This is a genomic window from Brevundimonas sp. BR2-1 (genome assembly GCF_037626195.1).
Classification (GTDB): Bacteria; Pseudomonadota; Alphaproteobacteria; order Caulobacterales; family Caulobacteraceae; genus Brevundimonas.
Map to the genome: position 1 here is coordinate 289,295 of NZ_JARKMV010000001.1, position 26,715 is coordinate 316,009.

General features: G+C 67.0%; 26 protein-coding genes and 1 riboswitch. Of the genes, 22 read left to right on the top strand and 4 right to left on the bottom strand.

Going from position 1 to position 26,715, the window contains the following annotated elements; translation table 11 throughout:
• Positions 1-7: 7 nt before the first annotated feature.
• The 3 genes from BrevBR_RS01475 (at position 8) to BrevBR_RS01485 (ending at position 4,642) form a co-directional block, all read left to right on the top strand.
• On the top strand, positions 8-3,196 hold the full coding sequence (locus BrevBR_RS01475; protein WP_339999688.1) for an efflux RND transporter permease subunit: 3,189 nt from the start codon (positions 8-10) through the stop codon (positions 3,194-3,196).
• 67 nt (positions 3,197-3,263) lie between these two features.
• Positions 3,264-3,995: a HupE/UreJ family protein gene (locus tag BrevBR_RS01480; RefSeq protein WP_305758954.1), complete on the top strand. Its 732-nt coding sequence runs from the start codon at positions 3,264-3,266 to the stop codon at positions 3,993-3,995.
• 14 nt (positions 3,996-4,009) lie between these two features.
• Positions 4,010-4,642 (top strand): transmembrane anchor protein, encoded by a 633-nt coding sequence (locus tag BrevBR_RS01485; RefSeq protein ID WP_339999689.1) that lies wholly within the window; start codon positions 4,010-4,012, stop codon positions 4,640-4,642.
• A 9-nt stretch (positions 4,643-4,651) separates the two neighbouring features.
• Here the strand turns inward: BrevBR_RS01485 and BrevBR_RS01490 are convergent, their stop codons facing one another.
• Entirely contained in the window at positions 4,652-5,977 is a 1,326-nt protein-coding gene (locus tag BrevBR_RS01490; RefSeq protein ID WP_339999690.1) for an MFS transporter, read from the bottom strand.
• Between the two features lie 68 nt (positions 5,978-6,045).
• On the opposite strand from BrevBR_RS01490, the gene BrevBR_RS01495 reads away from it, so the two are divergent.
• From BrevBR_RS01495 to BrevBR_RS01510, 4 genes are all read left to right on the top strand, one after another.
• Positions 6,046-6,321, top strand: coding sequence for a metal-sensing transcriptional repressor (locus tag BrevBR_RS01495; protein ID WP_339999691.1), 276 nt, complete (start codon positions 6,046-6,048; stop codon positions 6,319-6,321).
• Positions 6,322-6,546: 225 nt separating this feature from the next.
• Positions 6,547-6,783, top strand: a complete 237-nt coding sequence (locus BrevBR_RS01500) for a hypothetical protein (protein ID WP_339999692.1) — start codon at positions 6,547-6,549, stop codon at positions 6,781-6,783.
• Positions 6,784-7,062: 279 nt separating this feature from the next.
• On the top strand, positions 7,063-8,115 hold the full coding sequence (locus BrevBR_RS01505) for a type III polyketide synthase (protein ID WP_339999693.1): 1,053 nt from the start codon (positions 7,063-7,065) through the stop codon (positions 8,113-8,115).
• Positions 8,115-8,603, top strand: coding sequence for an isoprenylcysteine carboxyl methyltransferase family protein (locus tag BrevBR_RS01510; RefSeq protein ID WP_339999694.1), 489 nt, complete (start codon positions 8,115-8,117; stop codon positions 8,601-8,603). Before BrevBR_RS01505 ends, BrevBR_RS01510 begins: the two co-directional genes overlap by 1 nt.
• 56 nt (positions 8,604-8,659) lie before the next feature.
• Here the strand turns inward: BrevBR_RS01510 and BrevBR_RS01515 are convergent, their stop codons facing one another.
• Positions 8,660-9,232 carry a manganese efflux pump MntP gene (locus BrevBR_RS01515; protein WP_339999695.1) on the bottom strand — a complete coding sequence of 191 codons (573 nt, stop codon included), beginning with the start codon at positions 9,230-9,232 and terminating at the stop codon, positions 8,660-8,662.
• Positions 9,233-9,400: riboswitch (yybP-ykoY riboswitch) on the bottom strand. It lies immediately after the preceding gene.
• 53 nt (positions 9,401-9,453) lie between these two features.
• Here BrevBR_RS01515 and BrevBR_RS01520 point away from each other — a divergent pair.
• The 3 genes from BrevBR_RS01520 to BrevBR_RS16540 all read left to right on the top strand — a co-directional run bounded on the left by BrevBR_RS01520 (position 9,454) and on the right by BrevBR_RS16540 (position 12,158).
• Positions 9,454-9,729, top strand: a complete 276-nt coding sequence (locus BrevBR_RS01520; RefSeq protein WP_339999696.1) for a metal/formaldehyde-sensitive transcriptional repressor — start codon at positions 9,454-9,456, stop codon at positions 9,727-9,729.
• A 129-nt stretch (positions 9,730-9,858) separates the two neighbouring features.
• On the top strand, positions 9,859-11,922 hold the full coding sequence (locus BrevBR_RS01525) for a heavy metal translocating P-type ATPase (protein WP_339999697.1): 2,064 nt from the start codon (positions 9,859-9,861) through the stop codon (positions 11,920-11,922).
• Entirely contained in the window at positions 11,919-12,158 is a 240-nt protein-coding gene (locus BrevBR_RS16540) for a DUF1289 domain-containing protein (RefSeq protein ID WP_445214735.1), read from the top strand. Before BrevBR_RS01525 ends, BrevBR_RS16540 begins: the two co-directional genes overlap by 4 nt.
• 115 nt (positions 12,159-12,273) lie before the next feature.
• On the opposite strand, the gene BrevBR_RS01530 is transcribed toward BrevBR_RS16540, so the two are convergent.
• The gene (locus BrevBR_RS01530) at positions 12,274-12,966 is read right to left on the bottom strand and encodes a VIT1/CCC1 transporter family protein (RefSeq protein WP_339999698.1); all 693 of its coding nucleotides are present in this window, start codon (positions 12,964-12,966) and stop codon (positions 12,274-12,276) included.
• 234 nt (positions 12,967-13,200) lie between these two features.
• Here BrevBR_RS01530 and BrevBR_RS01535 point away from each other — a divergent pair, with 234 nt between their 5' ends.
• Positions 13,201-13,743: a cytochrome b/b6 domain-containing protein gene (locus BrevBR_RS01535; protein WP_339999699.1), complete on the top strand. Its 543-nt coding sequence runs from the start codon at positions 13,201-13,203 to the stop codon at positions 13,741-13,743.
• Here BrevBR_RS01535 and BrevBR_RS01540 read toward each other — a convergent pair.
• Positions 13,735-14,199 carry a DUF1003 domain-containing protein gene (locus BrevBR_RS01540; protein WP_339999700.1) on the bottom strand — a complete coding sequence of 155 codons (465 nt, stop codon included), beginning with the start codon at positions 14,197-14,199 and terminating at the stop codon, positions 13,735-13,737. The genes BrevBR_RS01535 and BrevBR_RS01540 overlap by 9 nt on opposite strands.
• 171 nt (positions 14,200-14,370) lie before the next feature.
• Between BrevBR_RS01540 and BrevBR_RS01545 the strand changes: the two genes are divergently transcribed.
• From BrevBR_RS01545 to BrevBR_RS01595, 11 genes are all read left to right on the top strand, one after another.
• The gene (locus tag BrevBR_RS01545; protein ID WP_339999701.1) at positions 14,371-14,730 is read left to right on the top strand and encodes a PepSY domain-containing protein; all 360 of its coding nucleotides are present in this window, start codon (positions 14,371-14,373) and stop codon (positions 14,728-14,730) included.
• 52 nt (positions 14,731-14,782) lie between these two features.
• Positions 14,783-15,460 carry a winged helix-turn-helix domain-containing protein gene (locus tag BrevBR_RS01550; RefSeq protein ID WP_339999702.1) on the top strand — a complete coding sequence of 226 codons (678 nt, stop codon included), beginning with the start codon at positions 14,783-14,785 and terminating at the stop codon, positions 15,458-15,460.
• Positions 15,447-16,835, top strand: a complete 1,389-nt coding sequence (locus tag BrevBR_RS01555) for a sensor histidine kinase (RefSeq protein WP_339999703.1) — start codon at positions 15,447-15,449, stop codon at positions 16,833-16,835. The genes BrevBR_RS01550 and BrevBR_RS01555 overlap by 14 nt, the downstream gene beginning before the upstream one ends.
• A gap of 170 nt (positions 16,836-17,005) precedes the next feature.
• Positions 17,006-17,713, top strand: a complete 708-nt coding sequence (locus tag BrevBR_RS01560; protein WP_339999704.1) for a hypothetical protein — start codon at positions 17,006-17,008, stop codon at positions 17,711-17,713.
• A 57-nt stretch (positions 17,714-17,770) separates the two neighbouring features.
• Positions 17,771-19,177 (top strand): TolC family protein, encoded by a 1,407-nt coding sequence (locus BrevBR_RS01565; RefSeq protein WP_339999705.1) that lies wholly within the window; start codon positions 17,771-17,773, stop codon positions 19,175-19,177.
• The gene (locus tag BrevBR_RS01570; protein WP_339999706.1) at positions 19,174-20,232 is read left to right on the top strand and encodes an efflux RND transporter periplasmic adaptor subunit; all 1,059 of its coding nucleotides are present in this window, start codon (positions 19,174-19,176) and stop codon (positions 20,230-20,232) included. The genes BrevBR_RS01565 and BrevBR_RS01570 overlap by 4 nt, the downstream gene beginning before the upstream one ends.
• Positions 20,232-23,279 (top strand): efflux RND transporter permease subunit, encoded by a 3,048-nt coding sequence (locus BrevBR_RS01575; RefSeq protein ID WP_339999707.1) that lies wholly within the window; start codon positions 20,232-20,234, stop codon positions 23,277-23,279. Before BrevBR_RS01570 ends, BrevBR_RS01575 begins: the two co-directional genes overlap by 1 nt.
• Before the next feature lie 83 nt (positions 23,280-23,362).
• Positions 23,363-23,899: a dual specificity protein phosphatase family protein gene (locus tag BrevBR_RS01580; protein ID WP_291839289.1), complete on the top strand. Its 537-nt coding sequence runs from the start codon at positions 23,363-23,365 to the stop codon at positions 23,897-23,899.
• A 16-nt stretch (positions 23,900-23,915) separates the two neighbouring features.
• Positions 23,916-24,629 (top strand): phosphatase PAP2 family protein, encoded by a 714-nt coding sequence (locus tag BrevBR_RS01585; protein ID WP_339999708.1) that lies wholly within the window; start codon positions 23,916-23,918, stop codon positions 24,627-24,629.
• Positions 24,630-24,691: 62 nt separating this feature from the next.
• On the top strand, positions 24,692-25,318 hold the full coding sequence (locus BrevBR_RS01590) for a methyltransferase family protein (RefSeq protein WP_339999709.1): 627 nt from the start codon (positions 24,692-24,694) through the stop codon (positions 25,316-25,318).
• 251 nt (positions 25,319-25,569) lie between these two features.
• On the top strand, positions 25,570-26,715 hold the full coding sequence (locus BrevBR_RS01595; protein ID WP_339999710.1) for an MFS transporter: 1,146 nt from the start codon (positions 25,570-25,572) through the stop codon (positions 26,713-26,715).

Sequence of the window (26,715 nt, forward strand, 5' to 3'; positions counted from 1 at the left end):
GCAGACCATGCTTGAACGCATCATCGCGCTGTCGATCCGCTTCCGCTGGGGGGTCATGGCGCTCGTCCTTCTGGCCTGCGCGGTCGGCGTCTGGAGTTTCCAGCGCCTGCCGATCGACGCCACGCCGGACATCACCAACGTCCAGATCCAGATCAACACCGAGGCTCCCGGCTACTCGCCGCTGGAGGCCGAACAACGCATCACCTTCCCCGTCGAGACGGCGGTCGCGGGCGTACCGGGCCTGCAATACACCCGGTCGGTCTCGCGCTACGGGCTGAGCCAGGTCACCGTCATCTTCGACGACGGCACCGACATCTATTTCGCGCGCCAACTGGTCAACGAGCGGCTTCAGAACGCGCTCGGCCAGCTCCCCCCAGGCGTTACGCCCGAACTCGGCCCCATCGCCACCGGCCTGGGCGAAATCTTCATGTACACGATCGACGCCGCGCCGAACGCGCGTCGCCCGGACGGACAGCCCTATACGACCGAGGATCTGAGAACCCTGCAGGACTGGGTGATCCGACCGCAGCTGCGCAACACCAAGGGCGTGACCGAGGTCAACACGATTGGCGGATATGAGCGTCAGTATCACGTCACGCCCCAGCCCGATCGTCTTTCCGCCTATGGCGTGACCATGGCCGAGGTGGTCGATGCGCTGGACAACAACAACGCCAACGTCGGCGCCGGCTATGTCGAACGCTTCGGCGAGCAGTATCTGATCCGCGTGCCAGGTCAGGCTTCGACCACCGAGGATCTGGGCAATGTCGTCATCGCCACGCGGGGCGGGGTTCCGATCCGCATCGCCGATGTCGCAGACGTGGGCATGGGCGAAGAACTGCGCACCGGGGCCGCGACTGAAGATGGCAAGGAGACCGTGCTCGCCACGGTTCTGATGCTGGCCGGCGAGAACAGCCGTGTGGTGGCCCGGGCCGCCGCCGTCAGCCTGGAGGAGGCCGCGCGCGCGTTGCCCGAGGGGGTGACGGCATCGCCGGTCTATGACCGGACAGACCTGGTCGAGCGCGCCATCCACACGGTCGAGAAGAACCTGCTGGAAGGCGCCCTGCTGGTCGTCGTCGTGCTGTTCCTGCTGCTCGGCAACATTCGGGCGGCGTTGATCACGGCGGCGGTCATTCCGATCACCATGCTGATGACCATCACCGGGATGGTGCAGACCGGCACGTCCGGCAATCTGATGAGCCTCGGCGCACTCGACTTCGGCCTGATCGTCGATGGGGCCGTCATCATCGTCGAAAACTGTCTGCGCCGCTTCGGCGAGGCCCAGCACCGCCTGGGTCGCATCCTGACCAAACAAGAACGCTTCGAGCTGGCGGCCTCGGCCTCCAGCGAGGTCATCCGGCCCTCGCTGTTCGGTGTGATGATCATCACCCTGGTCTATGTGCCGATCTTCGGCCTGACCGGGGTCGAGGGGAAGATGTTCCACCCGATGGCGATCACCGTCGTCATCGCCCTGACGGCGGCCCTGCTCCTGTCGTTGACCTTCGTGCCGGCGGCGGTGGCCATGTTTGTCACCGGCAAGGTCGAGGAAAAGGACAGCTTCGTGATGCGCTGGGCCCGGGTCGGCTATCAGCCGGCGCTGGACTTCGCGTTGAAGACCCGGGGTTTGATGATCGGCATCGCCGTGGCGCTTGTGTTGCTGGCGGGCTTCGGCGCCTCACGGATGGGTTCGGAGTTCGTGCCCAATCTCGACGAAGGGGACATCGCCATGCATGCGCTGCGAATCCCCGGCACCAGCCTGAGCCAGGCCATCCAGATGCAGACCGCACTGGAAGCCAGGATCGCCGAGTTCCCCGAGGTCGAGCGGGTGGTCGCCAAGATCGGGACCGCCGAGGTCGCCACCGATCCGGTGCCGCCCTCGGTCGCCGACACCTTCATCATGCTGAAGGACCGCTCCGACTGGCCCGATCCGAGAAAGCCCCGCGGCCAGCTGGTCGAGGAGATGGAAGCCGCCGTGAACGAAATACCCGGCAGCAAATATGAGTTCACCCAGCCGATCCAGATGCGGTTCAACGAACTGCTCTCGGGCGTGCGCGCCGACGTCGCCATCAAGGTCTTCGGTGACGATCTGGACGAACTGCTCAGGCTCGGCGCCGAGATCGAAGGCATCGTCTCGACCGTCGAGGGCGCGGCCGATCCCCAGACCGAACAGATCACCGGCCTGCCTGTGCTCCAGATCACCCCGAACCGCGCCGCCATGGCGCGCCTGGGGCTGAGCGTGAACGACGTCCAGTCGGTCATCTCCACCTCCATGGGCGGCACGACGGCGGGGCAGATCTTCGAGGGCGACCGGCGTTTCGACGTCGTCGTTCGACTGCCCGAGGATCTGCGGGCCGACACCGACGCCATCGGCCGCCTGCAGATCCCGTTGCCGGCAAGCGAGGGGCAGGCGCGCCAGTTCGTGCCCCTCGCCGAAGTGGCGACGATCGAGCTCACGGTCGGTCCCAACCAGATCAGTCGCGAGAACGGCAAGCGCCGCATCGTGGTCACGTCCAACGTCCGCGACCGCGACCTGGGCTCCTTCATCGGGGAGGTTCAGGAGCGGGTCGACACCGAGGTGACAATCCCCGCCGGCTATTGGGTCACCTATGGCGGCACCTTCGAACAGCTGATCTCGGCAGCCAAACGGCTTCAGGTCGTGGTGCCGGCTGTGCTGCTGCTGATCTTCGGCCTGCTGTTCGCCCTGTTCCGCTCGTGGAAGGACTCGGCGATCGTCTTCTCCGGCGTGCCCCTGGCGCTCACCGGCGGGGTGGCCGCCCTGATGATGCGCGATCTCCCGCTGTCGATCTCGGCCGGCGTCGGCTTCATCGCCCTCTCCGGCGTCGCCGTACTCAACGGCGTCGTCATGGTCAGCTTCATCCGGGGCCTGATCGAGGAGGGCAAGCCGATTCCCGAAGCCATCCGCGAGGGCGCGCTGACCCGTCTGCGGCCGGTGTTGATGACCGCCCTGGTCGCCAGCCTGGGCTTCGTGCCCATGGCGCTCAATGTCGGAACGGGGGCCGAGGTGCAGCGGCCTCTGGCCACTGTGGTCATCGGCGGGATCATCTCATCGACCCTGCTAACCCTGCTCGTGCTCCCGGCCCTCTACAGCCTGGTGCACGGCCGCGACCGGCCCGAGGATCGCCCGCGTCCCGCCTGGCTCGACCACCTGCCGTTCCGCGTCAAAGGCAGGCGGAAGTGACGGGGATCGGCGATCGCCGCGGACCCAGGGCTTCCACGTTCCGTCCCCAAACCTTCGAAAGGTTCTCATGACAGTTGCGTATCGCCGCGACCGCTGGTCGTGGCTTCAATCACCGGCCATGGCGCTGGCCGCCGTCCTGCTGTTCTTCCTCATGGACGGAGCCATGGGTCAGGCGCTGGCCCATGGCGTCGCCGAGGGCGACAAGGGCTATATCCAGGAAACCTCCGGCTTCCTGTTCTGGCCGTTCGTCTACCTGGGGGCCAAGCATATGGTCACCGGCTACGACCACCTGCTGTTCCTGCTCGGCGTCATCTTCTTCCTCTACCGGATGAAGGACATCAGCCTCTATGTGACGCTGTTCGCCATCGGCCACTCCACCACCCTGCTGCTCGGCGTGCTGACCGACATCAGCGTGTCCAGCTATCTGGTCGACGCCATCATCGGCCTGTCGGTGGTCTACAAGGCGCTCGACAATCTCGGAGCCTTCCAGCGGTGGTTCGGCTTCCAGCCCAGCACCAGGGGGGCGACCCTGATTTTCGGCCTGTTCCACGGCTTCGGCCTCGCCACCAAGCTGCAGGACTTCAACCTGTCGCCGGACGGACTGATCGGCAATCTGGTCGCCTTCAACATCGGCGTCGAGGCGGGCCAACTTCTGGCCCTGGGCGCCATCCTCATCGTCATGGGATTCTGGCGCAAGACCGGCAGTTTCTGGCGGCACGCCTATGCCGCCAACGTCGTCCTCATGACTCTCGGCTTCATCCTGACGGGCTATCAGCTCGTCGGCTTCTTCGTCGTCTGACCGGAGACCTCATCATGTACAACGCCAATAAACCCACCGACGCGGACCTGCCCTCGACGCGCAAGCTGCTGAAGTCCACCGGCATCGCCGTGGCGGTCGCCACGGGGTTGCTCGTCACGGTCGTCCTCCCCGCCGAATACGGCGTCGATCCGACCCGGGTCGGTTCACTGTTCGGCTTGACCGAAATGGGCCGGATCAAGGTCTCGCTCGCCGCCGAGGCCCAGGCCGAAGACGTCGCGGAAGCGACGGCCGCCGCCACAGGCGGTTCGTTTCCCGTCGCGACGGCGGCGGCGCCGACGACGGCGGGCGCTGACTTGGCGGCCCCGGCGGCTCTGCGCTCCGACCGGACTGTCCTGACCCTCGCCCCCGACCAGGGCGCCGAGATCAAGCTGGTGATGCAAGCCGGGGCCACGGCGCGCTTCACCTGGACCAGCAGCGGCGGGCGGATCAACTACGACACCCACGCCGACCGGCCCGGAACCGACTATCACGGCTACAACAAGGGCTCGGCCGAGCGGGTCGAGGATGAACTGACCGCCGCCTTCACCGGCAGTCACGGCTGGTTCTGGCGAAATCGCACGGGCCAACCCGTGACGATCACCCTGGTCACCGAGGGCGCGTACAGCGAGATCAAACGGGTCGTCTAGGCAACCGGGTCACCCCTTCGTCGTCGGCCAACGATCATGGCGTTCGTCGATGACGAAGGGATGGGCGTGGTCCGCGTCATCTCCCGCCCGGCCTTCACGCCTGTGAAGGTCGTCGGCCGGCAAATCCACATGGCTGTGGGGAAGGTTCTCGGGATCATGGGCGGGCCAGATCAGCAGGCCCAGGACAGTTCCGGTCGCGCATAGCCCCGCCAGCACCAGGAAGGCCGCGCCCGGATCGACCGCGGCGCTGACCAGACCCGCCACGGGATAGGCGATCAGCCAGCAGGCGTGGGACAGGGCGAACTGGGCCGCGAATAGCGCGGGCCGATCCTCCGCGTTGGATGACCGGCGCAGAGCTCTCCCCGCCGGGGTGATCGTCAGCGAATATCCGAAGCCCATGATCACCCACAGCGCCAACAGCGCGACGTAGCTGACGGCCAACCAGGCTCCCGCCAGCAATACGCCGGTCATCGTCGCCGCGCCGAGGACCATCGCCGCGCGGTCGGTCAGCCGACCGAGCAGGCGCGGCAGAAACACCGCCGCGGTCATGGAGCCGCCGCCGAACGCCGCCAGCGCCCAGGCCGTCGCCTGGCCCGAGAGACCAAAGCGCGACTGAACGAGAACGACGGTATTGACGAACACCATGGCTCCGCCCGCCGCGGTCGCCAGGCTGATGGCCAGCAGGCCCCGCAGGCGCGGCGTCAGGGCGAACAGGCGCATGCCGCCGGTGAGGCGTTGCAGGAAGGGCTTCTGGGCCGCCGTGCCGAGCTTGGGCAGGACAGCGGTGACCACGAACAGAGCGGACGCCACGAAACCCACGGCAGTGCCCGCGAACAGGTTGCTGTAACTCATTACCGCCAGCAGCAGGGCCGCGAGCACGGGACTGGCGACGCTCTCCAGGTCGGCGGCGAGCCGCGAGAGAGACAGGGCCTTGGTGTATTCCCCTTCGTCCGGCAGCAGATCGGGGATCATCGCCTGGAAGGCCGGGGTGAAGGCGGCTGAAGCCACATAGAGCACGGTCATCAGGGCATAGACCTGCCAGGCCTCGCCGACGAACGGCAGGGCGGCGGCCACGCCGGCGCGCACCACGTCCAGTGAAACCAGCAGCACCTTCCTGGGCAGCCGGGCCGAAAGCGCGCTCGCGAACGGCGCCACGCCGATATAGGCGATCATCTTGATCGCCAGGGCCGCGCCGAGGATTTCGCCCGCGTTCGCGCCCGCGAGGTCGTAAGCCAGCAGCCCGAGCGCCACGGTCGCCATCCCGGTCCCCAGCAAGGCCGAGACTTGGGCAATGAAGAGGTGGCGATAGCCGGCGTGGCGAAGTGGAGAGAACATCAGGAACCGTCTGAAACGCGCGGATGAAGCCGCTAGCCATATCCCCTCCAGGGGGATAGCATTGGATCATGGCTCACGTCGCTCATGAATCCCACCCCGAGATCGTCAATCGGCTGAAACGCGCCGAGGGGCATCTGCGCAAGACCATCGGCATGATCGAGGCGGGACGCAGCTGCCTCGACCTGGCCCAGCAACTTCATGCGATCGAAAAGGCGGTGGCGGCGGCCAAGAAGACCCTGATCCACGACCATATCGACCATTGCCTGGCGCATGCTTCGGACGGTGATCCGTCGGAGGCCCGACAAGCGGTCGCCGAGTTCAAGGCGATCACCAAATATCTCTGACAGCGGCCAGGCGGCGCGAATTCGGTCCGTCAGCAGTATCCGAAAAGACGCGGTCGCGCGCTCGTTCGACCGGCCGGCGTGATCATCGAGCTCACGGTCTGGGAAAACCGTGGCGCCGAGACTGGCGAAGTCACGGCATGGCCTGTTCAGGCCGCCACGTTCCGGCGCCGTTGCCGTAGCGCCTATCCGACTCTAGACTCTCGTCTCGCGACCGAGGACGCACTCATGCCGACGAGCCTTCCCCCGATCCAGGTTACGGTCATTCGGTCGGGCGGAGAATGGCGACTGATGCGAGACGGCCAGGACGCGGGCCACTATGACTACAGCGTTGATGCCCTGGACGCCGCCCTGCTTCGGGCGAGCCAACTGCTGGACCAGGGGCGGGAGGTGGAAGTCTTCATCCAGGACTCCGCCGGTCAGCTTCGCCGCGTTGATCCGGTCATGGGCGAAGTCATTCACTGACCGGCCCCGGTCGGCGCCCGCGAAACCGACTCAGGATTCCATCGAAGCCCGATCGCGCGCCCCTCCGCTGACGCGGGTGGCCGACCACGCAGTCTCACCAACCTCCTATCGACCACGACCCGACCTCGTCGTCATCGTCATCGAGTTTCCCCTGCGCCGGCAGAATCGTCGAATGCATGCAGGTCGGCATGACGGCTCGCGGGAACCTAGCCCGCGCGGTCGCGCTAGGTTGCGGTCCGCCAAGCGCATGTGTGTTGGTTGCACGACCCGGAGCATCGCGTGAGTGACATCCCACCGCGGCTACAGGCTCTGGCGTTGGCCTGGCCGCCCCACGTGCTGCGCCAGGAGGATGTAGCGGCCAACGGAGCGGAGATGTTCGCCACCACCCACGGCGGGTTCGAGCGGCTGGCCCCCATCTATCGCAACGCCCTGATCGAGACGCGGCATTCCTGCGTCCCCATCGAATGGTATCTGAAGCCGCACAGCTTTTCCGAACGCAACGACCTGTTCTTGGAGAATGCGGTCACGGTGCTGGCCGAAGCTGCGGGCAAGGCGCTGAATGAGGCGGGACTCGAAGCAGAGGACATCGACGCCATCGTGGTCGTCTGCACGACCGGCATCGCGACACCGGGTCTGGACGCGCGGCTGATGCAGGTGATGCCGTTCCGGCCGGATGTGCGGCGGCTGCCGATCTTCGGCCTGGGCTGCGCCGGGGGCGTGGTCGGGCTGGCGCGGGCCGCCGACATCGCCCGGGCGCACCCGGACGAGCGTGTGTTGCTGCTGGTGGTCGAGCTGTGCGCCCTCACCTTCCGGGCCCAGGACCGGTCCAAGAGCAATCTGGTCGCCACCGCCCTGTTCGGCGACGGCGCGGCGGCGGCGGTGATCTCGTGCCGCGACGATGCCACCGGCCCGGCGTTGGGGGCCAGCCGCGAGCACACCTGGCCCGACAGCCTCGACGTCATGGGCTGGGACGTCGCCGACGACGGCCTGAAGGTCGTGTTCAGCCGCGATATTCCGAGCCTGGTCCAGAACGATTTCCGGCCCGTGGCGCTCGACTTCCTGGCCCGCCAAGGCATGACTCCGGCGGACGTCGGTGGGTTCGTCTGTCATCCCGGCGGGGCCAAGGTGATCGAGGCGCTGGAGGCCTGTTTCGAGCTGTCCGAAGGGTCGCTGACCCACACCCGCGACGTCCTGCGCGACCACGGCAACATGAGCGCGGCGACAGTGCTGTTCGTGCTCAAGGCCATGCTGGACGACGAAGCGAAAGGCCCCCTCCTCCTGACCACCCTGGGGCCCGGCTTCACCGCCGGACTGATGATCGTGCACGCGTGATGTGGCTGGTGCTCGGGCTGGTGGCCGCGCAACGGCTGTGGGAGCTGTGGCTGGCGGATCGCAACACCAGACGGCTACTGGCGGAAGGCGCAGTCGAGGTCGGGTCCGGTCACTATCCGCTGTTCATCGTGCTGCACGCCAGCTGGCTGGCGGCCATCGCCATCCTCACGCCGTGGACGATGGCTCCGAACCTGGGGTGGCTGGCGCTGTACGTCGTCCTGCAGTTTGGACGGCTGTGGGTTATCTCGACGCTGGGGCGGTTCTGGACCACGCGGATCATCACCCTGCCCGGTGCGCCGCTAGAGATGCACGGCCCCTACCGGTTTGTGCGCCACCCCAACTACATCGTCGCATCGCTGGAGATTCTCGTCCTGCCGCTGGTCTTTGGCCAGGTCTGGATCGCTCTGATCTGGAGCGTCGCCAATGCGCTACTCGTCGCCTGGCGGATCCGGGTAGAGGACGGCGCCTTGCAGGATCGCCGCGACTGAGGCTCAAGGCACGCTCTGTCTTCCGATCCAGCCACGCGACGCCCGTGGCCCTCGGTTCAGCCCCCGAGAACACCCAGATGTTCGAGCAGGATCGTCAACCCGAGGGCGATCAGCGCCAGACCTCCGAGGAGTTCGACGATCTTGCCGAAGCGTCGGCCGACCGCCCGGCCAATCAGCATACCGAGCGTGGTCATCAGGAAGGTCGTGACGCCGATCGAACCGGCGATGACCCAGATGTTGGCGCCCATGAAGGCCAGGCCGACGCCGACTGCGGCCGCATCGATACTGGTCCCCACCGCCGTGGCGATCAGGCCCCACGATCCGGACCGACGAGGGGCGCCCTCTCCGGTTTCAGGCCCGGCGCGGACGGCCTCCCGGATCATTTTTCCGCCGACGGCCGCCAGCAGGCTGAAGGCGATCCAGTGATCGATCCTCTCCACGAGGCCTGCGGCGACCAGGCCCAGAGACCAGCCGATCACCGGGGTGATCGCCTCGATGACGCCAAACACGAGCCCGGCCCTGATCGCGCTCAGGGGGCTCGGTCGATGCGAAGCGCCGCGACCGACGGCTGCCGCGAAGGCGTCTGTGGACATGCTGAGAGACAGGACGGCGATGGCGACGGGCGTCATGACGGGCATCCACCGGGCGATGAACAGCGCTTCCACTCCGGCCGGTGCGGCGGTGGAATACGCTGGTCTCGCTAGGCGGCGGTTCCGCTGGTCGGACCACGCGCCGAAGCGCGAGTGTGTTGACCCGACCCCGGCGATCAACACCGGCAGCTACTCCCCAACAGGATGTCGTCCTTTATCGGGTCTCGCATAAGGGGGCAAGATACTATAGGGGAGTATCCATGGCTCACACAGTCACCAACAAGAAGAAGCTCGTGTCGCGGGTCCGGCGCATCGCCGGCCAGCTGGGCGCGATCGAGCGGGCGATCGAGTCCGAAGCAGGCTGTTCGCAAATTTTGCAGCAGGTCGCCGCGGCGCGGGGAGCCATGGGCGGGCTGCTGGAAGAACTGATCGAGGACCACCTGCGCCACCATGTGGCCCGCCCCGATCTGACCGAGGCCGAGCGCCGGAGCGGAGCCGACGAACTCATCGCCATAATCCGTCGCTATTCAAAGTAGCGGGCCCGTGACGATGACGGACGACGATGATCGACCCCGCGGCCGGAAAGTCCGGACCGCACCACCGTTGAAGCCTTGTGCGTCGTCGGCATGACCTCTCCCGCATTCAGCCAGAAAATGGACTCTCCGATGGTCGATCAGTCCGGCCGCAACCTCCCCACCCTCGCCGACCAGGCGGAGGCCCGCACCATCGTTCCTGCCGGCCCGGATTCCGGGGACCATTCCGGGCAGGGCCACGTTCACGCCGGCCATGACCGCGATCACCACGATCACGACCATGACCACGAGGACGATAGTCACGATCACGAGCATCCGTTTGAGTGGACGGAGGCGGTGCGCATCGGTTTCGTGGCGGTGACAGCAGCGCTCGTATGGTTCCGGGTTTGGGAGCCGCTCGAAACGATCAGCCTGATCGGAGTCGTCGGTCTGCTGGTGGGCGGTTGGCCGATCCTGAAGGAAGCCTTCGAGAACGTCCTTCAGCGTCGCATGACCATGGAACTGTCGATGACGATCGCCATCGTGGCCGCGGCGGCGATCGGCGAGTTCTTCACGGCGCTGATCATCACGCTTTTCGTGCTGGTGGCCGAGGTGCTGGAGGGTCTGACGGTCGGCCGCGGCCGCAGGGCCATCCGCGATCTGCTGGAATTCCTGCCCCGCGAGGTCTCGGTTCGCCGGACGGGCGCCATCCGGACCATTTCGGCCGAGGACCTCAACATCGGCGACGCGATCCTCGTCGCGCCAGGCGGACGTATTCCGGTGGATGGCGCGGTCTTGTCAGGCCATTCGTTCGTCGATGAGTCCCGCATCACCGGTGAATCCATGCCGGTAGAGAAGACGGAAGGGACCGCTGTCTTCGCCGGATCCATCAATCAGTCCGGCGCGCTCGAAGTCCAGGCCGAGCGTATCGGCAGGGACACGAGCTACGGCAAGATCATCGAAGCGGTGGAGCGCGCGGAGCGCTCCCGAGCGCCGGTTCAACGGCTTGCGGACCGCATGGCGGGCTACCTCGTCTATTTCGCCCTCGGCTCGGCCGTCCTGACCTATCTGATCACCCAGAACATCTACTCCACGATTTCCGTGGTCATCGTCGCCGGGGCCTGCGGCATCGCCGCCGGCACGCCCCTGGCCATCCTCGGCGGCATCGGTCGCTCCGCCCGGCTCGGCGCGATCATCAAGGGCGGCGTCCATCTGGAGACGCTCGGCAAGGTCGATACCGTGGTGCTCGACAAGACGGGAACGCTGACTTTCGGTCGGCCCGAGGTCCAGGCGGTCGTGACCGTGGCCGGCGCAACGCCGGACGACCTTCTCGACGCGGCGGCTTCCGCCGAGTTGCGATCCGAACACCCCCTGGGCAAGGCGATCGTCGCCTACGCCCTGAACCGGGGGCGAACGGTGACGGAGCCGGAACACTTCGCCTACAGGCCAGGCCGGGGAATCGGCGCCAGGGTGGGCTCCTCCGTCATCCTTGTCGGCAATCAGGCTTGGATGCAGGACAACGCGGTGTCGATCCCCGGCACGCTCAGCGCCGGCGTCGAAGCGGCTTCGGAGGTGTACGTCGCCCGGAACGGATGCCTGCTGGGCGCGATCGCGGTCGCCGACACCGTACGACCGGAGGCCAAGCGCGCCATAGAAGCGCTGCACGGCCTCGGCATCCGCACCCTTCTGCTGACCGGCGACGCCCTTCCCGTCGCCCAGGCCGTAGGAGCCAGCCTCGGCATTCGGGACATTGAAGCGGGCCTGCTCCCGGAAGACAAACTCGCCCGCATCCAGGCGCTCGTGGGGCAGAAGCGGATCGTCGCCATGGTAGGTGACGGCGTGAATGACGCCCCCGCGCTGGCCGCCGCCAGCGTCGGCATCGCCATGGGCTCGGGCACGGATGTCGCCCAGGAAAGCGCCGATGTCGTGCTTCTGGGAAATGATCTCGTGCGTCTCGTCGATACGTTGCGGATCGCGCGGCGAACCCGCCGGATCATCTGGCAGAATTTCGCCGGCACCCTGGCCATCGACGCCCTGGGGATCGGTCTGGCGGCTGCGGGCTTTCTCAATCCGCTGTTCGCCGCCTTCATCCACGTCGCGTCGGAGCTCGCCTTCATTCTCAACTCGGCCCGGCTCCTGCCCGCCGTGGCCAGAACGGATGAGGCGATCCCCGCGCCGACACCGATCGGCGTCCGTCCTGCGGCGGTCATGCCGTGAGTGCCGATTCGCCTTGCATCGACGTCTGTCGCTTCGATGGTCGAACCGGCTGGTGCGTGGGCTGCGGCCGTTCGGTTCCGGAGATCCGGTCCTGGCGCAAAATGCAGCCACGGGCCCGACAGCTGATCCTCAAGGATCTCACGCGACGTCTGCGACGGTTGAAGGATCAGGGAAGATCCCAAGACGATCGACCGTCCGCCGCGCCCGCCGATCTGTTCCAGATCCGGGAGAGATGATTCCCGCATGCCCGGACAGCACACCCGGTTTCCGCCACGGGTCGAGTGCGCCGGACGGTGCGGACGCCTCGCCGGGGGTCGGGCGAGTCGCGATCTCGCCTCCGGTCGCCGGGCTTCAGAGCGACGCGCCCACCGCCGCTCCCACCGCGGAGGTGACCGCCATGGCCAGAGCGCCCCAGATCGCCACCCGCCCGGCCGCGCGCAACCTTCCTGCCCCGCCGGCGGCGGCGCCGATGGCCCCAAGTCCGGCGAGCGAGACGAGCGCCCCGGTAGCCACGGCCGGCGCGACCCAGGTCGGGGGCGCTCCGAGAGCGATGAGGAGGGGCACTGCGGCGCCGACAGAGAAGGTCACGGCCGACGTCAGGGCCGCCTGCACCGGCCGCGCCTTCATTCCGGGAACCAGACCAAGCTCGTCATGGGCATGAGCGGCCAGCGCGTCATGAGCCATCAATTGGCGGGCTACGGCGGCGGCCGTTTCGTCGGTGAGGCCGCGTCGGACGTAGATGGCGGTGAGTTCGGCGACCTCAGCCTCGGGGTCGGCGGCGATCTCGCCCGCTTCGCGCTCCAGATCCGCCGCCTCGGTATCCGCCTGCGAGCTGACCGAGACGTATTCACCCGCCGCCATCGACATCGCGCCCGCGACCAAGCCGGCGACGCCCGTGAGCAAAATGTCGCTGGGCCGCGCCGCCGCCGCGGCCACGCCGACGATGAGGCTGGCGGTTGATACGAGCCCATCGTTGGCCCCGAGGATGGCGGCCCGCAGCCACCCGATCCTTTCTACGAGGTGTCTTTCACTGTGCAACGGCATCCGCGCTCCCGATTTATCCGCGCCTCTTCAAGGCTGAAAGGTAGAGCGGGTCAATCCGGTCAACAACCGATCCTGACGACAGGCAGTATTTCGATAATGCTTCTCATTTTTATAGTAGACTTTGTTTGAGGGTTTGGCAGGTGGGTTGCGTATAGAGAAGTGACGCCGTCACACCGGCACACAAACCTTGGCCTGATCCCAGGAGACCGCTTGATGTCAACCGACCGAAGCCTGATGACGAAGGCCCTTCACGGACTGCTGGCAGTTGCGGTGATCCACCAGCTTGTCATCATCAATTTCATGATCGCGCCCAAGCCCGGACGGCCGGAGAATTTCGCGTTTGAACTCCACGAATGGGTTGGGCTGACCAGCCTCGGCCTACTGCTGGCCTACTGGTTGTGGACCCTGGTCCGTCGGGGCGAGGCCCGCTTCAGTCTTCTGGTTCCGTGGTTCTCTCCGAAGGCGACTTTGGCCGTCTGGCAGGACTTTCGCCTTCACCTGTCCGCTTGGCGGCGTGGACGACTGCCTGACATCGACTCTCATCCCTTCGCGCACGCCGTCCACGGTCTTGGCTTGATCGTCATGAGCGTCATGGCGGTGACGGGAACGATGAGCCTCATCTCCGTCCTTCCCGAATCCGTCCGAACCGCGGGCATGAGCGTCCACGAGGCGTCATCCAAGCTCGTCTGGGCCTATGTGATCGGTCACGCCAGTCTTGCGATCCTGCACGAAATCGCCGGACACCGGCTTTTTCGACAGATGTTCTGGTCACGCTGACGCAGGGCCTTTGCTCGCGGCGTCCAGCCGCTGGAGGATCTCTGTCTGGATTTCGAGATGCTGGATGATCTCCTCCACCTCGAGCTCGGCCTTCTGATTGACGGCGAAATCCTCGTCGGCTCTGGCTTCCGCGTGACGCCCCTGAATATTCTGGCCCACCATGATCAACGGCATCAGGAGGATCTGGATGAGATTGGAGATGAACAGCCAGAGCACGAACCCCATCGGGGGGTCGAACCGGAGATGAACCGGGGCCAGCAAGTTCCAGCCGAGCCAGAGAACCGACCATGTGGCGATCATCAGGAAGAACCCCATGGTTCCGACCCGTGTCGTGATCGTGATGGCGAAGCGGTCGAGCGGAGACAGCCGCTCTCTGGCCTGTTCGTTGATGTTCCGAAGGGTCGGCCGCCGCTGTCTGAGCGCGTTCAGGCCGAGCAAATGGGTCGGACGATGCATGATTGTTCCTCGGCCTGTATTCCACACTCCGACGCGTCGCGACGACCAGGGACCCTCACGTTGAACCTGGATCAAGGGTGTTTCCAACTTGTAACGCGCGCGAGAGCTTTGGCGAAGGTTGGCCGGTCTAGGGTCCGATCACGCCCGATCCCGGGCGAATGGAGATGTCACATGACCCGCAAGAAACTCTTTTTCAGTTTGTCGGCGGCGGCGCTGATCTCGGCCGCGGCCATCGCCGGAGTGGCGGTCGCCGCCAGTCCGGGGTCCGCCGGGGAGGACGAGCGCGATGAGATCGCCGCCGTCAACGGCGCGCGCGTCTCGCTGGCCCAGGCCGTAGCCATCGCGGAACGCCAGGGATCGGGCAAGGCCATGGAAGCCTCGTTCGACGACGAAAACGGCCGTAGCTGGGAAGTCGAGATCGCAAGCGGCGACCGCGTCGCCACCTATGCCGTGGATGCCGTCAGCGGGGCGGTGAGCGCGGTCGCCGAAGAAGCCGACGAAGCCAACGAAGGTCCCGAAGACAACGATTGACCAGGACGCCGTCCCCTCATCGGGGGCGGCGGTTCCTCACCGAGTGGCCCAAATGAAACTCCTCCTCCTCGAAGATGACGCCGAGGCCGCCGAGTTCGTGCAACGCGGGCTCGTGGAGGCTGGCCACACGGTCGATCTCGCCACGACCGCCGACGACGGACTGCATCTGGCGCTCGAGGGCGCCCATGACGTTCTGATCATCGATCGTATGGTGCCGGGCGGCGACGGGCTCGCCGTCGTCCGCGCGGTCCGCGAGGCCGGCAAGGCCACGCCGGTTATCTTTTTGACCGCCGTCGGCGGTGTCCGGGATCGGGTCGAAGGCTTCGAATCCGGCGGCGACGACTATCTGGTCAAGCCCTACGCCTTCAGCGAACTGCTGGCGCGGGTGCAGGCCCTCGGGCGCCGATCGCCCACCATCGACCTGAGAACAACGCTCGAGGTCGGCGATCTGTCGCTCGACCTCGCCGGGCGAACCGCCCGGCGGGAAACGACGCGGCTGGATCTGACGCCCCAGGAGTTCAAACTGCTGGAATATCTGGTCCGGCACAGCGGACAGGTCGTCACCCGCGCCATGCTGCTGGACAAGATCTGGGGTTTTCATTTCGATCCCAGGACCAATCTCGTCGACGCGCACATGAGCCGGCTGAGGGCCAAGGTCGATCGCCCTTTCGGCCGGGAGCTGATCCATACAGTCCGTGGAGCCGGGTACATGATCGATGACCGGGCCTAGATTTCTCGCCTCTTCCGCGCTGCGGCTCGCGGCCGCGTTCGCCCTGATCTTCGCCTTGGGCGGAGCCTTGATGTTCGGGGCGTTCCAATGGGGCGTGACCGGGTACGCCAACAACTCGCTCGAGGACGACCTTGGAGTCGAGACCCGGGTTCTGCTGGCCGACGGGGCAGCCTCCGACCTCGTCGGGCTTCAGCGCCGGGTCTCCGCCCGGGCGCGGATCGCCAGCCCCTTCGCCTATGCGCTGTTTGACGGCGCCGGCCGTCGGCTGGGAGGCCAACTACCGATACCGGTCCCGGTTGCCGCTGGCTTGAGCGAGGTTTCCGTGCCGGCGCCGTCCGACGACGGCGCGATCCACGACGAACCGGTCCTCCTGCGCACCCTCGCGACATCCTTGCCGGATGGCACGCTCGTAGTCGGCAAGTCGACCCATGCGGTGCACGAGCTGCAGGAATGGATGGCGGAGATCGCGTTATGGGGAGCCGCTGGAATGGCGGTGCTCGCCGCCGTCGGCGGTCTGGCGGCCGGCCTGATCCTGGCTCGGCGGCTCGACAAGGTGAACGCCGCAACCGCGCGGATCATGCAAGGTCATCTCGGCGATCGTCTGCCGCCCATCGGTCTGGGCTCAGAATTCGCGACGCTGCGGGATAACCTCAACCGCATGCTGGAACGGCTTGAAGCCTCCATGGACGCGATGCGGCACGTCTCGTCCGACATCGCCCACGACCTGCGCACGCCGCTGAACCGCATGCGCCAACGCCTGGAGCACGCGCGCGAACACACTGGGACGACCAAGGGGCTGCAAGGGGCGATCGATCAGGCCCTGACGGACCTGGACGGCGCGCTGGACATTTTCGCGGCCCTGCTCCGGATCGCACAGATCGAGGCGGGAACGGGCCGGGAGACCTTCGCTCCGGTGTCCGCCTCGGGGCTCGTGCGGCGGGTGTTCGAGGCTTACCAGCCGGTCGCCGACCAGGCCGGCCACACCATGGCGCTCCTGGCCGACAGCGACAGGATGATCCTGGGCGACGAGGATTTGCTGATCCAGATGCTGTCTAATCTCGTTGAGAACGCCATCGTTCACGCCGAAGGTCCGATCCACATCATCATCGACGTCTACGACGAGGGAACGAGGACCGTCCTCTGTGTCAGGGATACCGGATCGGGAATTCCGGACGAGGCGCTGCCGAAGGTGACCCGGCGCTTCTTCCGCCTCGATAGTAGCCGTCACTCGCCCGGTTCGGGTCTGGGACTCGCCCTCGTCGCGGCGATCGCTGCGCTTCACGACGCCGACCTCGTGCTGGGGTCCAACCGTCCGGGACTGACCGCGCGGATCGCCTTTGGCCGAGACGTCGTGGACAGGGCCTCGCCCGAATGACAGGTTGCACCCTTATGAGCCCATGGGTTTCCAGGGCCGGCGCTCTGGGACCCCGTCAATCGCCGACCCGCCTTGGCGAGACCCGCGTTCCGACCGCAAGTCCGCCCCCGCCGCCTCACGGATTCCCCCGCCGGCCTTGGCCGGCATACTAGCCCAGGAGCACAAGAGCCATGATCCGCATCACCCAATCCCTCACAGGCGCCGCCGCGATCGCGGTCCTCGCCGGCACCCTGGCCGCATGCAATCCGCAGGCTGACAAGACGAACTCGCCGGCCACGGCGACCGCGGCCTCGCCCGCTGTCTCGGATCGCAACGTTTGGCTTCTGGCCGCGGCCGAAGGGTACGAGACGCTGACGGAAACCGCTTTCGACAAGACGTTGCCCGAGCTCGCCGCCTCGCTGACCGCCGCTCGACAGAAGTCTTCGGAGGCTCGGGCCTTGCTCGCGCCTGACCAGGCCGCGCGCCTCGACACGCTGGCCGCGGAGATCGACGCCGCCTTGCGGGATCAGAACCGTTCGGCGCTCGCGATCGCGGCGGTCGAAACCTACAGGGTTCTGGTGAGCGCCCAGGACGCCTCGGCCCAGGTTCCCGTCGAGGTCAGCCTGCTGGACTATGCGGGTTTCAGATATGACGCCAACGCCAAATCGCGGCCGATCAATTGGGATCAGATGACCGCCGACGTGGCCTACGCCCGCGAAACCTGGGCACGGATCTCTCCGCGCGTCACCGCCAAGGGCCTGAGCGGCGCGTTCGACAGCGCCCTGTCGGGAATGGAAACCGCCGTCGCGCAGAAGAACGCGGTCGCCGCGGGGATCGCGGTGTCGAACGAACTGGCGTTGGTCGATGCGCTTGAAGAGCATTTCAAGCCGGCGAACTAGCGCCGTCCCTTCGTCTCGCTGGTCGGGACGGGCAAAATCGGTCGCTGGAGGCCTTGCGTGAGTGTGTTGACCCCTTCGCCCGAAAGAGGGACGGACGGCCGGATTCCGGACGCCCGGCGGCGGCGGACGCCGGGTCTGGCGGCCGTGAGTCTGGCGTTCGTCGTCCTGGGCGGTTGCGTCTCCTATCGGTCGGCGGAACTGCCAGACCGCCCGCGTCCCGATCCCTCGACGACCGAACTGGCCCTGGCGGCCGCCCGGCTGGACCATCCCCGGCTCGGGCCCGTGGACATTGACCTGTCGGGACCGCTTTCAGCACGACAGCTCGGTGTTATCGCCGTCATCGCCAATCCCGACCTGAGAGCCCAACGGGCCCGGCTCGGCGTCGCGGAGGCGCAGGTGTTCGAGGCCGGATTGCTGCCGGACCCCCAGTTTTCCTTCAGCCTGGACCGTCCCGTTTCGGCCCCCGGCCTCGTGGACGCCATCGCCGGCGGCCTCGGGTTCGATACCTCCAGCCTGTACACCCGCCCGCTCCGGCAGCGGACGGCCAGGGCGAGCCGGGATCAGGTGCGGCTCGACGTGGCCTGGCTGGAATGGCAGGCGGCGGGCCAGGCGCGGCTTCTGGCAGCCCGCATCGGCGGATTGGAAACCGTGCGGGGGCTGGCGTCCGAAGCCGCTCGCGCCGCCGACGACGCCCTGGATAGAACCCTTCGGGCGGTGGCGCGCGGCGATCTGTCGGCGAACGATCTGGAAGCCCGGCGCATCGCGGCGGCCGACGCCGGCGACCGGGCCCGGAGCGCCGAGCGCGATCTGCAGGCGGCGCGGTTCGCGCTGAACGCCGCGCTCGGTCTGTCGCCCGACGCCGTCGTTGCCCTGATCGACCCGCCGCTGTCCCATTTCCCGGCGCCGGACCCGGTGGATCTGGTCGAACGGGCCTATCGCCAGCGGCTCGACCTGGCCGCCCTGAGCGCCGGCTATGACGTCCAGGACGCCAATCTGCGCCTCGCCTTGCTTCAGCAATATCCTCGCCTGAACCTGTCGCTGAACGCGGCGCGGGACACAGGCGCGGTGAGGACGAACGGCGTGGCGATCGGCTTCGACCTGCCGCTGTGGAACCGGAACCGTGGCGCGATCGCGGTGCAGGACGCCACGCGCGAGCAACTCCGCGCGGAATACGAAGCACGCCTGTTCTCGACGCGATCTGAGATCACCACCCTGATCGTCGCCTACCGGATCGGCCTCCGGCAGCGCGACGCGCTGGAGGCCCAGGTCGCGCCGTTGAAGCAAACCGTCGAAGCCTTCGAACGGGCTGGCGCGCGCGGCGACATCGCCCGCGTCACGGCCGAGACGGCGCGTCAGGCCCTCACTGACAAGGAGATCGCACTCGCGGTCCTGGATCAGGCCCTGTCGGAACAATGGGTGGCGCTGGAACTGGCGTCGGGCGCCTTGATCGGAGATGCCGAATGATGCGGATCGTGGCAGGCGCGGCGGCGCTGGCGCTGGCGCTGGCGGGTTGCTCGAAGCCGGCGGAGAAGGCCGCCCCGCCGGTGGCGACCGTGCGCACAGCCGCGGTCTCCACCGGGATGCTCGACGAGACCGTCACCGCCTATGGCCAGGTGGAGTTCAATCCCGCCGCCGTCAGGACCCTGACGGCGACCTTCGAGGCCCAGGTGGCCCAGATCCATGTCACCGTCGGCGAGGCCGTGCGGGCCGGTCAGCCGATCGTGACCCTCATGGCCAGCCCAACGACCCGACTCGATCTGGATCGACTCGCCCGTGAGGCCAGCGTGACGACCGCTGAACACGCGCGGCTTCAGCGGCTTCGCGCCGACGGGCTCGCCGCGGACGCCGAAGTCACCGTGGCCGCCGCCGCCGCGGCCACCGCCCGGGAAGCCAGCGCCAACCTGCGCCGCCTGACCGGCGGGGGCCGGATCACGCTCCGCGCGCCGGTCAGCGGCGTCATCGACAGCCTGCCCACGAGCCCCGGCGCGCTCGTCGGCGCCGGCGGGGCGGTGGCCGGTCTCGGTTCGACCAGCCTGCTGAACGCGCGCCTCGGCGTCGAGGTCGAAGACGCGCAGCGTGTCCGTCCCGGCGCGGCGATCCGCCTGACCGGTCTGCACGACAACGGGGCCGCGGTTGAGGCCCGCGTGGCTTCGGTCGATCGCCGGGTGGAACCCGCCACACGACTGGCCGCCGTCATCGTCTCCCTGCCCCCCGGGGGCTCGTTCCTGCCGGGCGAAGCGCTCAAGGGACAGATCGTCCTCGGCACGCTGCCGAACGCCACCGTCGCGCCGCGGGCGGCGGTCCTCTATGACGGGGACCAACCCTATGTGTTTGTGATCACCCGGAACGTGGCCTCCCGGCGACCCGTCACGGTCGGGCTGGAACAGGCCGATGTGGTGCAGTTGACCAGCGGCGTCCGACCGGGAGAGCGGGTGGTCGTCGACGGCGGTCCCGCCCTGTCCGACGGCATGACGACGCGTGAAGCCCCGCCCTCCGCCTCAACACCGGCGGCCAGGTGATGGGTCGCTGGCTGAGCGGCCAGGTCCGCTTCATCGTTCTCGCCTTTGCATTGCTGGCGCTGTCGGGGTCCGCCTCCGCCCTGCGGCTGCCCGTGAGCCTGTTCCCGCACATCGACTTCCCGCGCGTCGTGGTCGCGCTGGACGCCGGAGATCGTCCCGTCGATCAGATGGTCAACCAGGTGACCCGCCCCGTCGAACAGGCGCTTCGCGCCGTTCCGGGCGTGGTCGGCGTCCGCTCGACCAGCAGTCGCGGATCAGCGGAGCTGTCGGTCAATTTCGCCTGGGGCGCCGACATGGTGGCCGCCACCCTCCAGGCCGAATCCGCGGTGAACGCCGTGGTTCCGGATCTGCCTGCCGGCACACGGTTCGAAGTCCGGCGCATGGATCCGACCGTCTTTCCAGTGCTGGGCCTGGCCTTGGTGTCGTCCAGCCGCGACCCTATCGCCCTGCGCGACTTCGGTCGCCTCCAGCTCGCGCCCCTGCTCTCCTCGGTGCCCGGCGTGGCCAGCGTCAACGTCCTCGGCGGTCAGGAGAAGGAGTATCAGGTTCTGGCCGACCCGGCCCGGCTCCAGGCGCTCGGCCTGTCGATCGAAGACCTCGCGCGCACCCTGTCGTCCAACAATGTGGTCGTCTCCACGGGCCGGCTGGAAGACCGCTATCGCCTCTATCTGGTTCTGGCCGACAACCGCCTGACCGGCATCGACGACATCCGCCGCACCGTGGTTCAGACCGGGACGCGCGGCGTCGTGGAACTGGACGACATCGCCCAGGTCGTCACCCGTCAGACGCCGCAATGGACCCGGGTGACCTCGCAAGGCCGCGACGCGGTCCTTCTGAACATCCGCCAGACCCCCGACGCCAACAGCGTCGCCCTGGTCAAGGAAGTGCGCAAACGGATCGCCGAGTTCGCGTCCCAGACCCCGCCGGACGTGAAGATCGTCACCTACTACGATCAATCCCAATTGGTGACCGCGGCCGCCAGCAGCGTACGGGATTCCATTCTCCTGGGCGCCCTGCTGGCCGGGATCGTGCTGTTCGTCTTCCTGCGCAGCCTGCGCTTCATGCTGATCGTCGCCCTGCTGCTGCCCGTCACCTTGGCGGCCACGACCATCGTGCTTGGCCTGATGGGGATGAGCTTCAACATGATGACGCTGGGCGGCATGGCGGCGGCCGTCGGCCTGGTGGTCGACGACGCGGTCGTCATGCTCGAGCACCTGATGCGAAGGCTACAGGAACGGCATCGCGATCCATCGGCGGGCGGCGGCGTTCTGGAGGCCGCGACCGAAATGATCCGCCCCCTGATCGGTTCGACGCTTGCGACGGTGCTCGTCTTCGCCCCGCTGGCCTTCCTCGGCGGCGTCACCGGCGGCTTCTTCAAGGCCCTGGCCATCACCATGTCGGCCGCCCTGGTTATTTCTCTTCTTTTCGCCCTGTTTGTCGCGCCGCTCCTGGCCGACCGTTGGGTGCGGGACCGGGACGTGCAACAGGCCGAAAAGAGCGGCGCGATCCTGGATCGGTTCGGGGGGCGCTACGAGACGCTGATGCGCCACCTGCTCAAGGCGCCGGGTCGGATCGCCTTGATCGTCGGGTTGGTCATGCTTCTGGTCGGCGGATTCGCCTATACTCGTGTCGGCTCGGGCTTCATGCCCAAGATGGATGAGGGTGGCTTCATCCTCGACTACTACGCGGCGCCCGGAACGTCCCTGGCCGAGACCGACCGGCTGCTGAGACAGGTCGAGGTCATTCTCCAGAACACGCCCGACGTCGAAAGCTATTCGCGCCGAACGGGCCTGCAACTCGGCGGCGGTCTGTCCGAGGCCAATGAGGGTGACTTCTTCGTGCGCCTCAAGGCCAAGGGGCGGCGGCCGATCGAAGCGGTCACAGCGGAGGTCCGGAGCCGCGTCGAAGCGACCGTGCCGGGTCTGACGATCTCAACGGCGCAGCTGATGGAGGACCTGATCGGCGACCTGACCGCCGTGCCGCAACCGATCGAGGTCAAGCTGCTGGGCGCGGACGAAGCGGCCTTGAAGGCCGCCTCGCCTCAAGTCGTCGAGGCCATCGGCAAGATTCGCGGCGTGATCGAGGTGGACGGGGGACTGCGCATCGCCGGAGACGCCATCGTCATCACCGTCAACCGGCCGGCCGCCGCGCTCGAAGGGCTCGATCCGGAGGCCATCACCCGTCAACTGGACATGTTGACCGGCGGCTCGGTCATCGGCCAGATCCAGGAAGGCGACAAGCTGGTCGGAGTCCGGGTGTGGACCGAAGGCTCGCTGCGCGACCGGGTCCGCACCCTTGAAGATCTGCCGCTGCGGGCGCCCGACGGTCACGCCCTGCCACTCAAGCGGATAGCGACCTTGTCGATCGCCCCTGGACAGCCGCAGATCACCCGAGAGAATCTGCAGCCTCTGGTCGCGGTAACCGCCCGTCTCGAGGGTCGCGATCTGGGGTCGGCCATGCGGGAGGTGTCGCAGACGGTGTCGCGCCTCAACCTGCCGGCCGGGGTCCGGGTCGAATACGGCGGCCTCTACGCCGAACAGCAAAAGTCGTTCCGGGATCTGGCGGTGGTGTTTGTCTCGGCCCTGCTGCTGGTCGGCCTGCTGTTCCTTTATCTGTTCCGGAACTGGGCCGCGGTCGGCAGCATCGTCGCCACCCTGATCCTGGCCGCGTCGAGCGTCTTCCTGGGCCTTTGGATAACCGGCACCGAGTTGAACATCTCGGCCATGATGGGACTGACCATGGTGATCGGCATCGTCGCCGAGCTGGGCGTCTTCTATCTGGCGGAACTGCCGACAGGCGAACGGCCGGATCCTGACACGCTGATTGCCGCGGGCCGGGCCCGGCTGCGGCCCATCCTGATGTCAGCTCTTATCGCGGTTCTGGCCCTGGCGCCCCTGGCCCTGGGTCTCGGAGAGGGCTCGGCGATGCAGAAGCCCCTGGCCATAGCGATCATCACCGGTCTGCTCGCGGGGGTCCCCCTGATCCTGATCTTCACCCCCACCCTCCTGGCGCGATTGTCGACGCCTCTTCGCGGGCGCGCTCAATGATCCCGCTCTACGAGGCCCCGCCGCCGCAGCCGGCAGCTGTCGCTCGCGGTCGGCGGGTCCTCCCCCTCCTGGCTTGTGCGTCCATGGTCGCCGGGGTCATCCTGGCGATCTTGTTGGGCTATGTCGTCTGGGCGGCGGCGACGGGCAATTTCCATTCGGTCGTCGCGGGAGAAGTCTACAGATCAGCGCAACCCTCCGGCGACACGCTTTCGCGGTATCAGAGAGACCACGGGATCCGCACCGTCATCAATCTGCGCGGCGAGAACGCTTCGGAAGCCTGGTATCAGGACGAGACTGCGACGGCCCGGCGGCTGGGAATCAGTCACATCGACTTCCGCATTTCGGCCAAGCGCGGGATCACCAAAAAAGAGGCTTGGCGGTTGATCGAGGTCATGCGGCGCGCACCCAAGCCGCTCCTGATCCACTGCGAGTCGGGGGCGGATCGGACTGGCCTTGCCTCGGCGCTCTATGTCGCTGCGGTCTCGCGGCTTGGGGAGCGTGCGGCCGAGGCCCAGCTGTCCCTCCGCTATGGCCACATCGCCGCGCCGTTTGGCAAGGGCTGGGGCATGACCGTCACCTTCGAGGATATGGAGCCGTCGCTCGGCTTCATCGACAGTTGAAGCCGGGAGCCGCGCCATGACATTCCGATGGACGCTGCCCGCTCGCGTGACGCGGTTTCGAGACCGCCTGACCGGCCGGATCATCGCTGGCTTCCTTGCGACGGCGTTCAGTCTCTGGGCGTTTCTCACCCTCGCGGGTGAAATGGCCGAAGGAGAGACCCGATCGCTCGACGAGCGCCTCCTTCTGATGCTTCGCGTGGCGAGCGATCCAGGCAATCCGATCGGCCCGCGCTGGTTGGAAGAGACGATGCGCGACGTCACCGCGCTCGGCGGATTCACCGTGCTCACGCTGATCACGGTGACGGCCGTCGTCGCGCTGGCTCGGGCCGGTCGCGCCCGTCAGGCCGGGGTGGTCGCCATGGTGGTGATCGGAGCGGAGCTGTCGAGTGACCTCCTGAAGCTCGCCTATGCCCGCCCCCGACCGGACCTGGTGCCCCATGGCAGCTACGTCTATTCGAACAGCTTCCCGAGCGGACATTCGACCATTTCGGTGGCCACCTATCTCGTGCTCGCGATCGTTCTGGCCGGTCTCGTTCAACGTCGGCGCTCCCGAGCGATGATTCACGCCGTCGCGACCCTCCTCATTCTGTCGATCGGCTTCAGCCGCGTGTATCTCGGCGTTCATTGGCCGACCGACGTCCTGGCGGGCTGGGCGCTGGGAGCCACCTGGGCGGTTGTCGGCTGGTTCCTGTTGTCGCGCGAGCCGGCCGGCGCGGCGGCTCCGACTTGAAGCAGTTGGCACGACGCCAGCCACAAGCCATAGCTAGGTTTAACCCAAGTGAGCTTTAGCGCATGACCACTCCGATTTCGACGCAGGGCCTTCAGAGGACCCAACGCCTCCGCAAGGGCGTGCTGCTGATCGGCATCCTTGCCGTTCTGGCCCTGGCGGCGGTCTCCCGTTCGTTCGGAGACGAGAGTCTCTTTCACGAACTGCTGGAAGTCGCGGGTCTGGCGTTGATCGCTGTCTGCATCATCGGCCGGGCCTGGTGTTCGCTCTATATCGGCGGCCGCAAGACGGCGGAGATCGTCCAGCGCGGACCCTATTCGATTTCGCGCAATCCGCTCTATGTCTTCAGTTTCATGGGCGCGTTCGGGATGGGCGCTTTGACCGGCAGCCTCACTATCGCGATGCTGTTCCTGCTGATCGCGGTGGTGGTCTTCACCGCCACGGTGAAGCGGGAAGAAGCGTGGCTGAGCGAAGCCTTCGGCCCGGACTATGCGGCCTATATGGCGCGCACCCCGCGCTTCTGGCCGGATCCGTCGAAATGGCGCGATCAGGATACGCTTGAGGTCCGCCCGATCTTCTTCCTCCGCACGCTGCGGGACGGGGCCGTTATGGCCTTGGCCTATCCGCTGTTCGAGTCTCTGGAATACGTCCAGGATATCGGCTGGGTCCGTGTCATCCTGGCGCTTCCGTAACGGCTGTAGAACTGGTTGAGGCAGACGCAGAGCGCTTCACCTCCCGTCGAGCGGAACGGCGGTCGTCGCTTGGGGATTGCGATCCTGACGACACCCGGACTAGCTGCTCAAGGGAGCCTTCAGAACCATTGAGCTCCTGTAGATCACTCGTCCGAACCGTATGTTCCGGGCTATGAGCACGTATGACCGCGCCCCTTAAGACCGGCCTGAGAGCGGTGCCCAAAAGCGTCTGGGCGATCGGGTTCGTCTCCATGTTCATGGATGTCTCGTCGGAGATGATTCACAGTCTGCTGCCCGTCTTTCTGGTGACGGGCCTGGGCGCGAGCGTCGCGTTGGTGGGACTGCTCGAAGGCATCGCCGAAGCCACGGCGTCGATCACCAGGGTCTTCTCGGGCTGGCTCAGCGACCGCCTTGGCCACCGCAAGTGGCTGGCCGTGGCAGGCTATGGCCTGGGCGCATTGACCAAGCCGATCTTTCCGCTCGCGGTGACGCCGTTCGAAGTGTTCGGCGCGCGGTTCGCCGATCGGATCGGCAAGGGCATTCGTGGCGCGCCGCGCGACGCCTTGGTAGCCGACATCGCGCCGCCCGAGATCCGCGGCGCGGCCTTCGGTCTGCGTCAGTCGCTCGACACCATCGGCGCATTCGCCGGACCGCTCGTCGCGATGGCTCTCATGTTCGTGCTCGCGGGCAATATCCGCGCGGTGTTCGCCTGGGCGGTGGTTCCAGCCGCGCTTGCCGTCGCGGTGCTCATCTTCGCGGTCAAGGAGCCCCGTTCCGTCGATGGCGTCCGTCATCCGCGACCGCCGATCCGATGGATCGATGTGCTGGCGATGGGCGGAGCGTTCTGGTCTGTCGTCGCTCTGGGCGTGGTGTTCACCATGGCGAGGTTCAGCGAAGCCTTCCTGGTGTTGAGGGCGCAGGATGTCGGCCTCGCCATCGCTCTCGTGCCCATAGTGATGGTGGTGATGAACGTTGTGTATTCGGTCGTGGCCGCGCCGGCCGGGAGTCTGTCGGATAGGATCGATCGACGCTGGCTGCTCATCATCGGCCTCGCGGTCCTGATCGCCGCCGACCTGGTCCTCGCCTTTGTGGCGACTATTCAGGGCGTTCTGATCGGGGTCGCCCTGTGGGGCCTGCACATGGGCCTGACCCAGGGATTGTTGGCGGCTTTGGTCGTGGATACGGCCCCGGCCCATATGCGCGGCACGGCATTTGGCCTGTTCAACCTCGCCAGCGGCGTGACCTTGCTGGCGGCCAGCGTCGTCGCCGGCCTGCTGTGGTCCCGGATGGGACCGCAGGCGACCTTCATCGCCGGCGCCGTGTTCGCCCTGCTGGCGACGGCGGGGCTCGTGTTCATGGCATCACGTCATCCAGGCGGAGGGCGGAATATCCCCTGA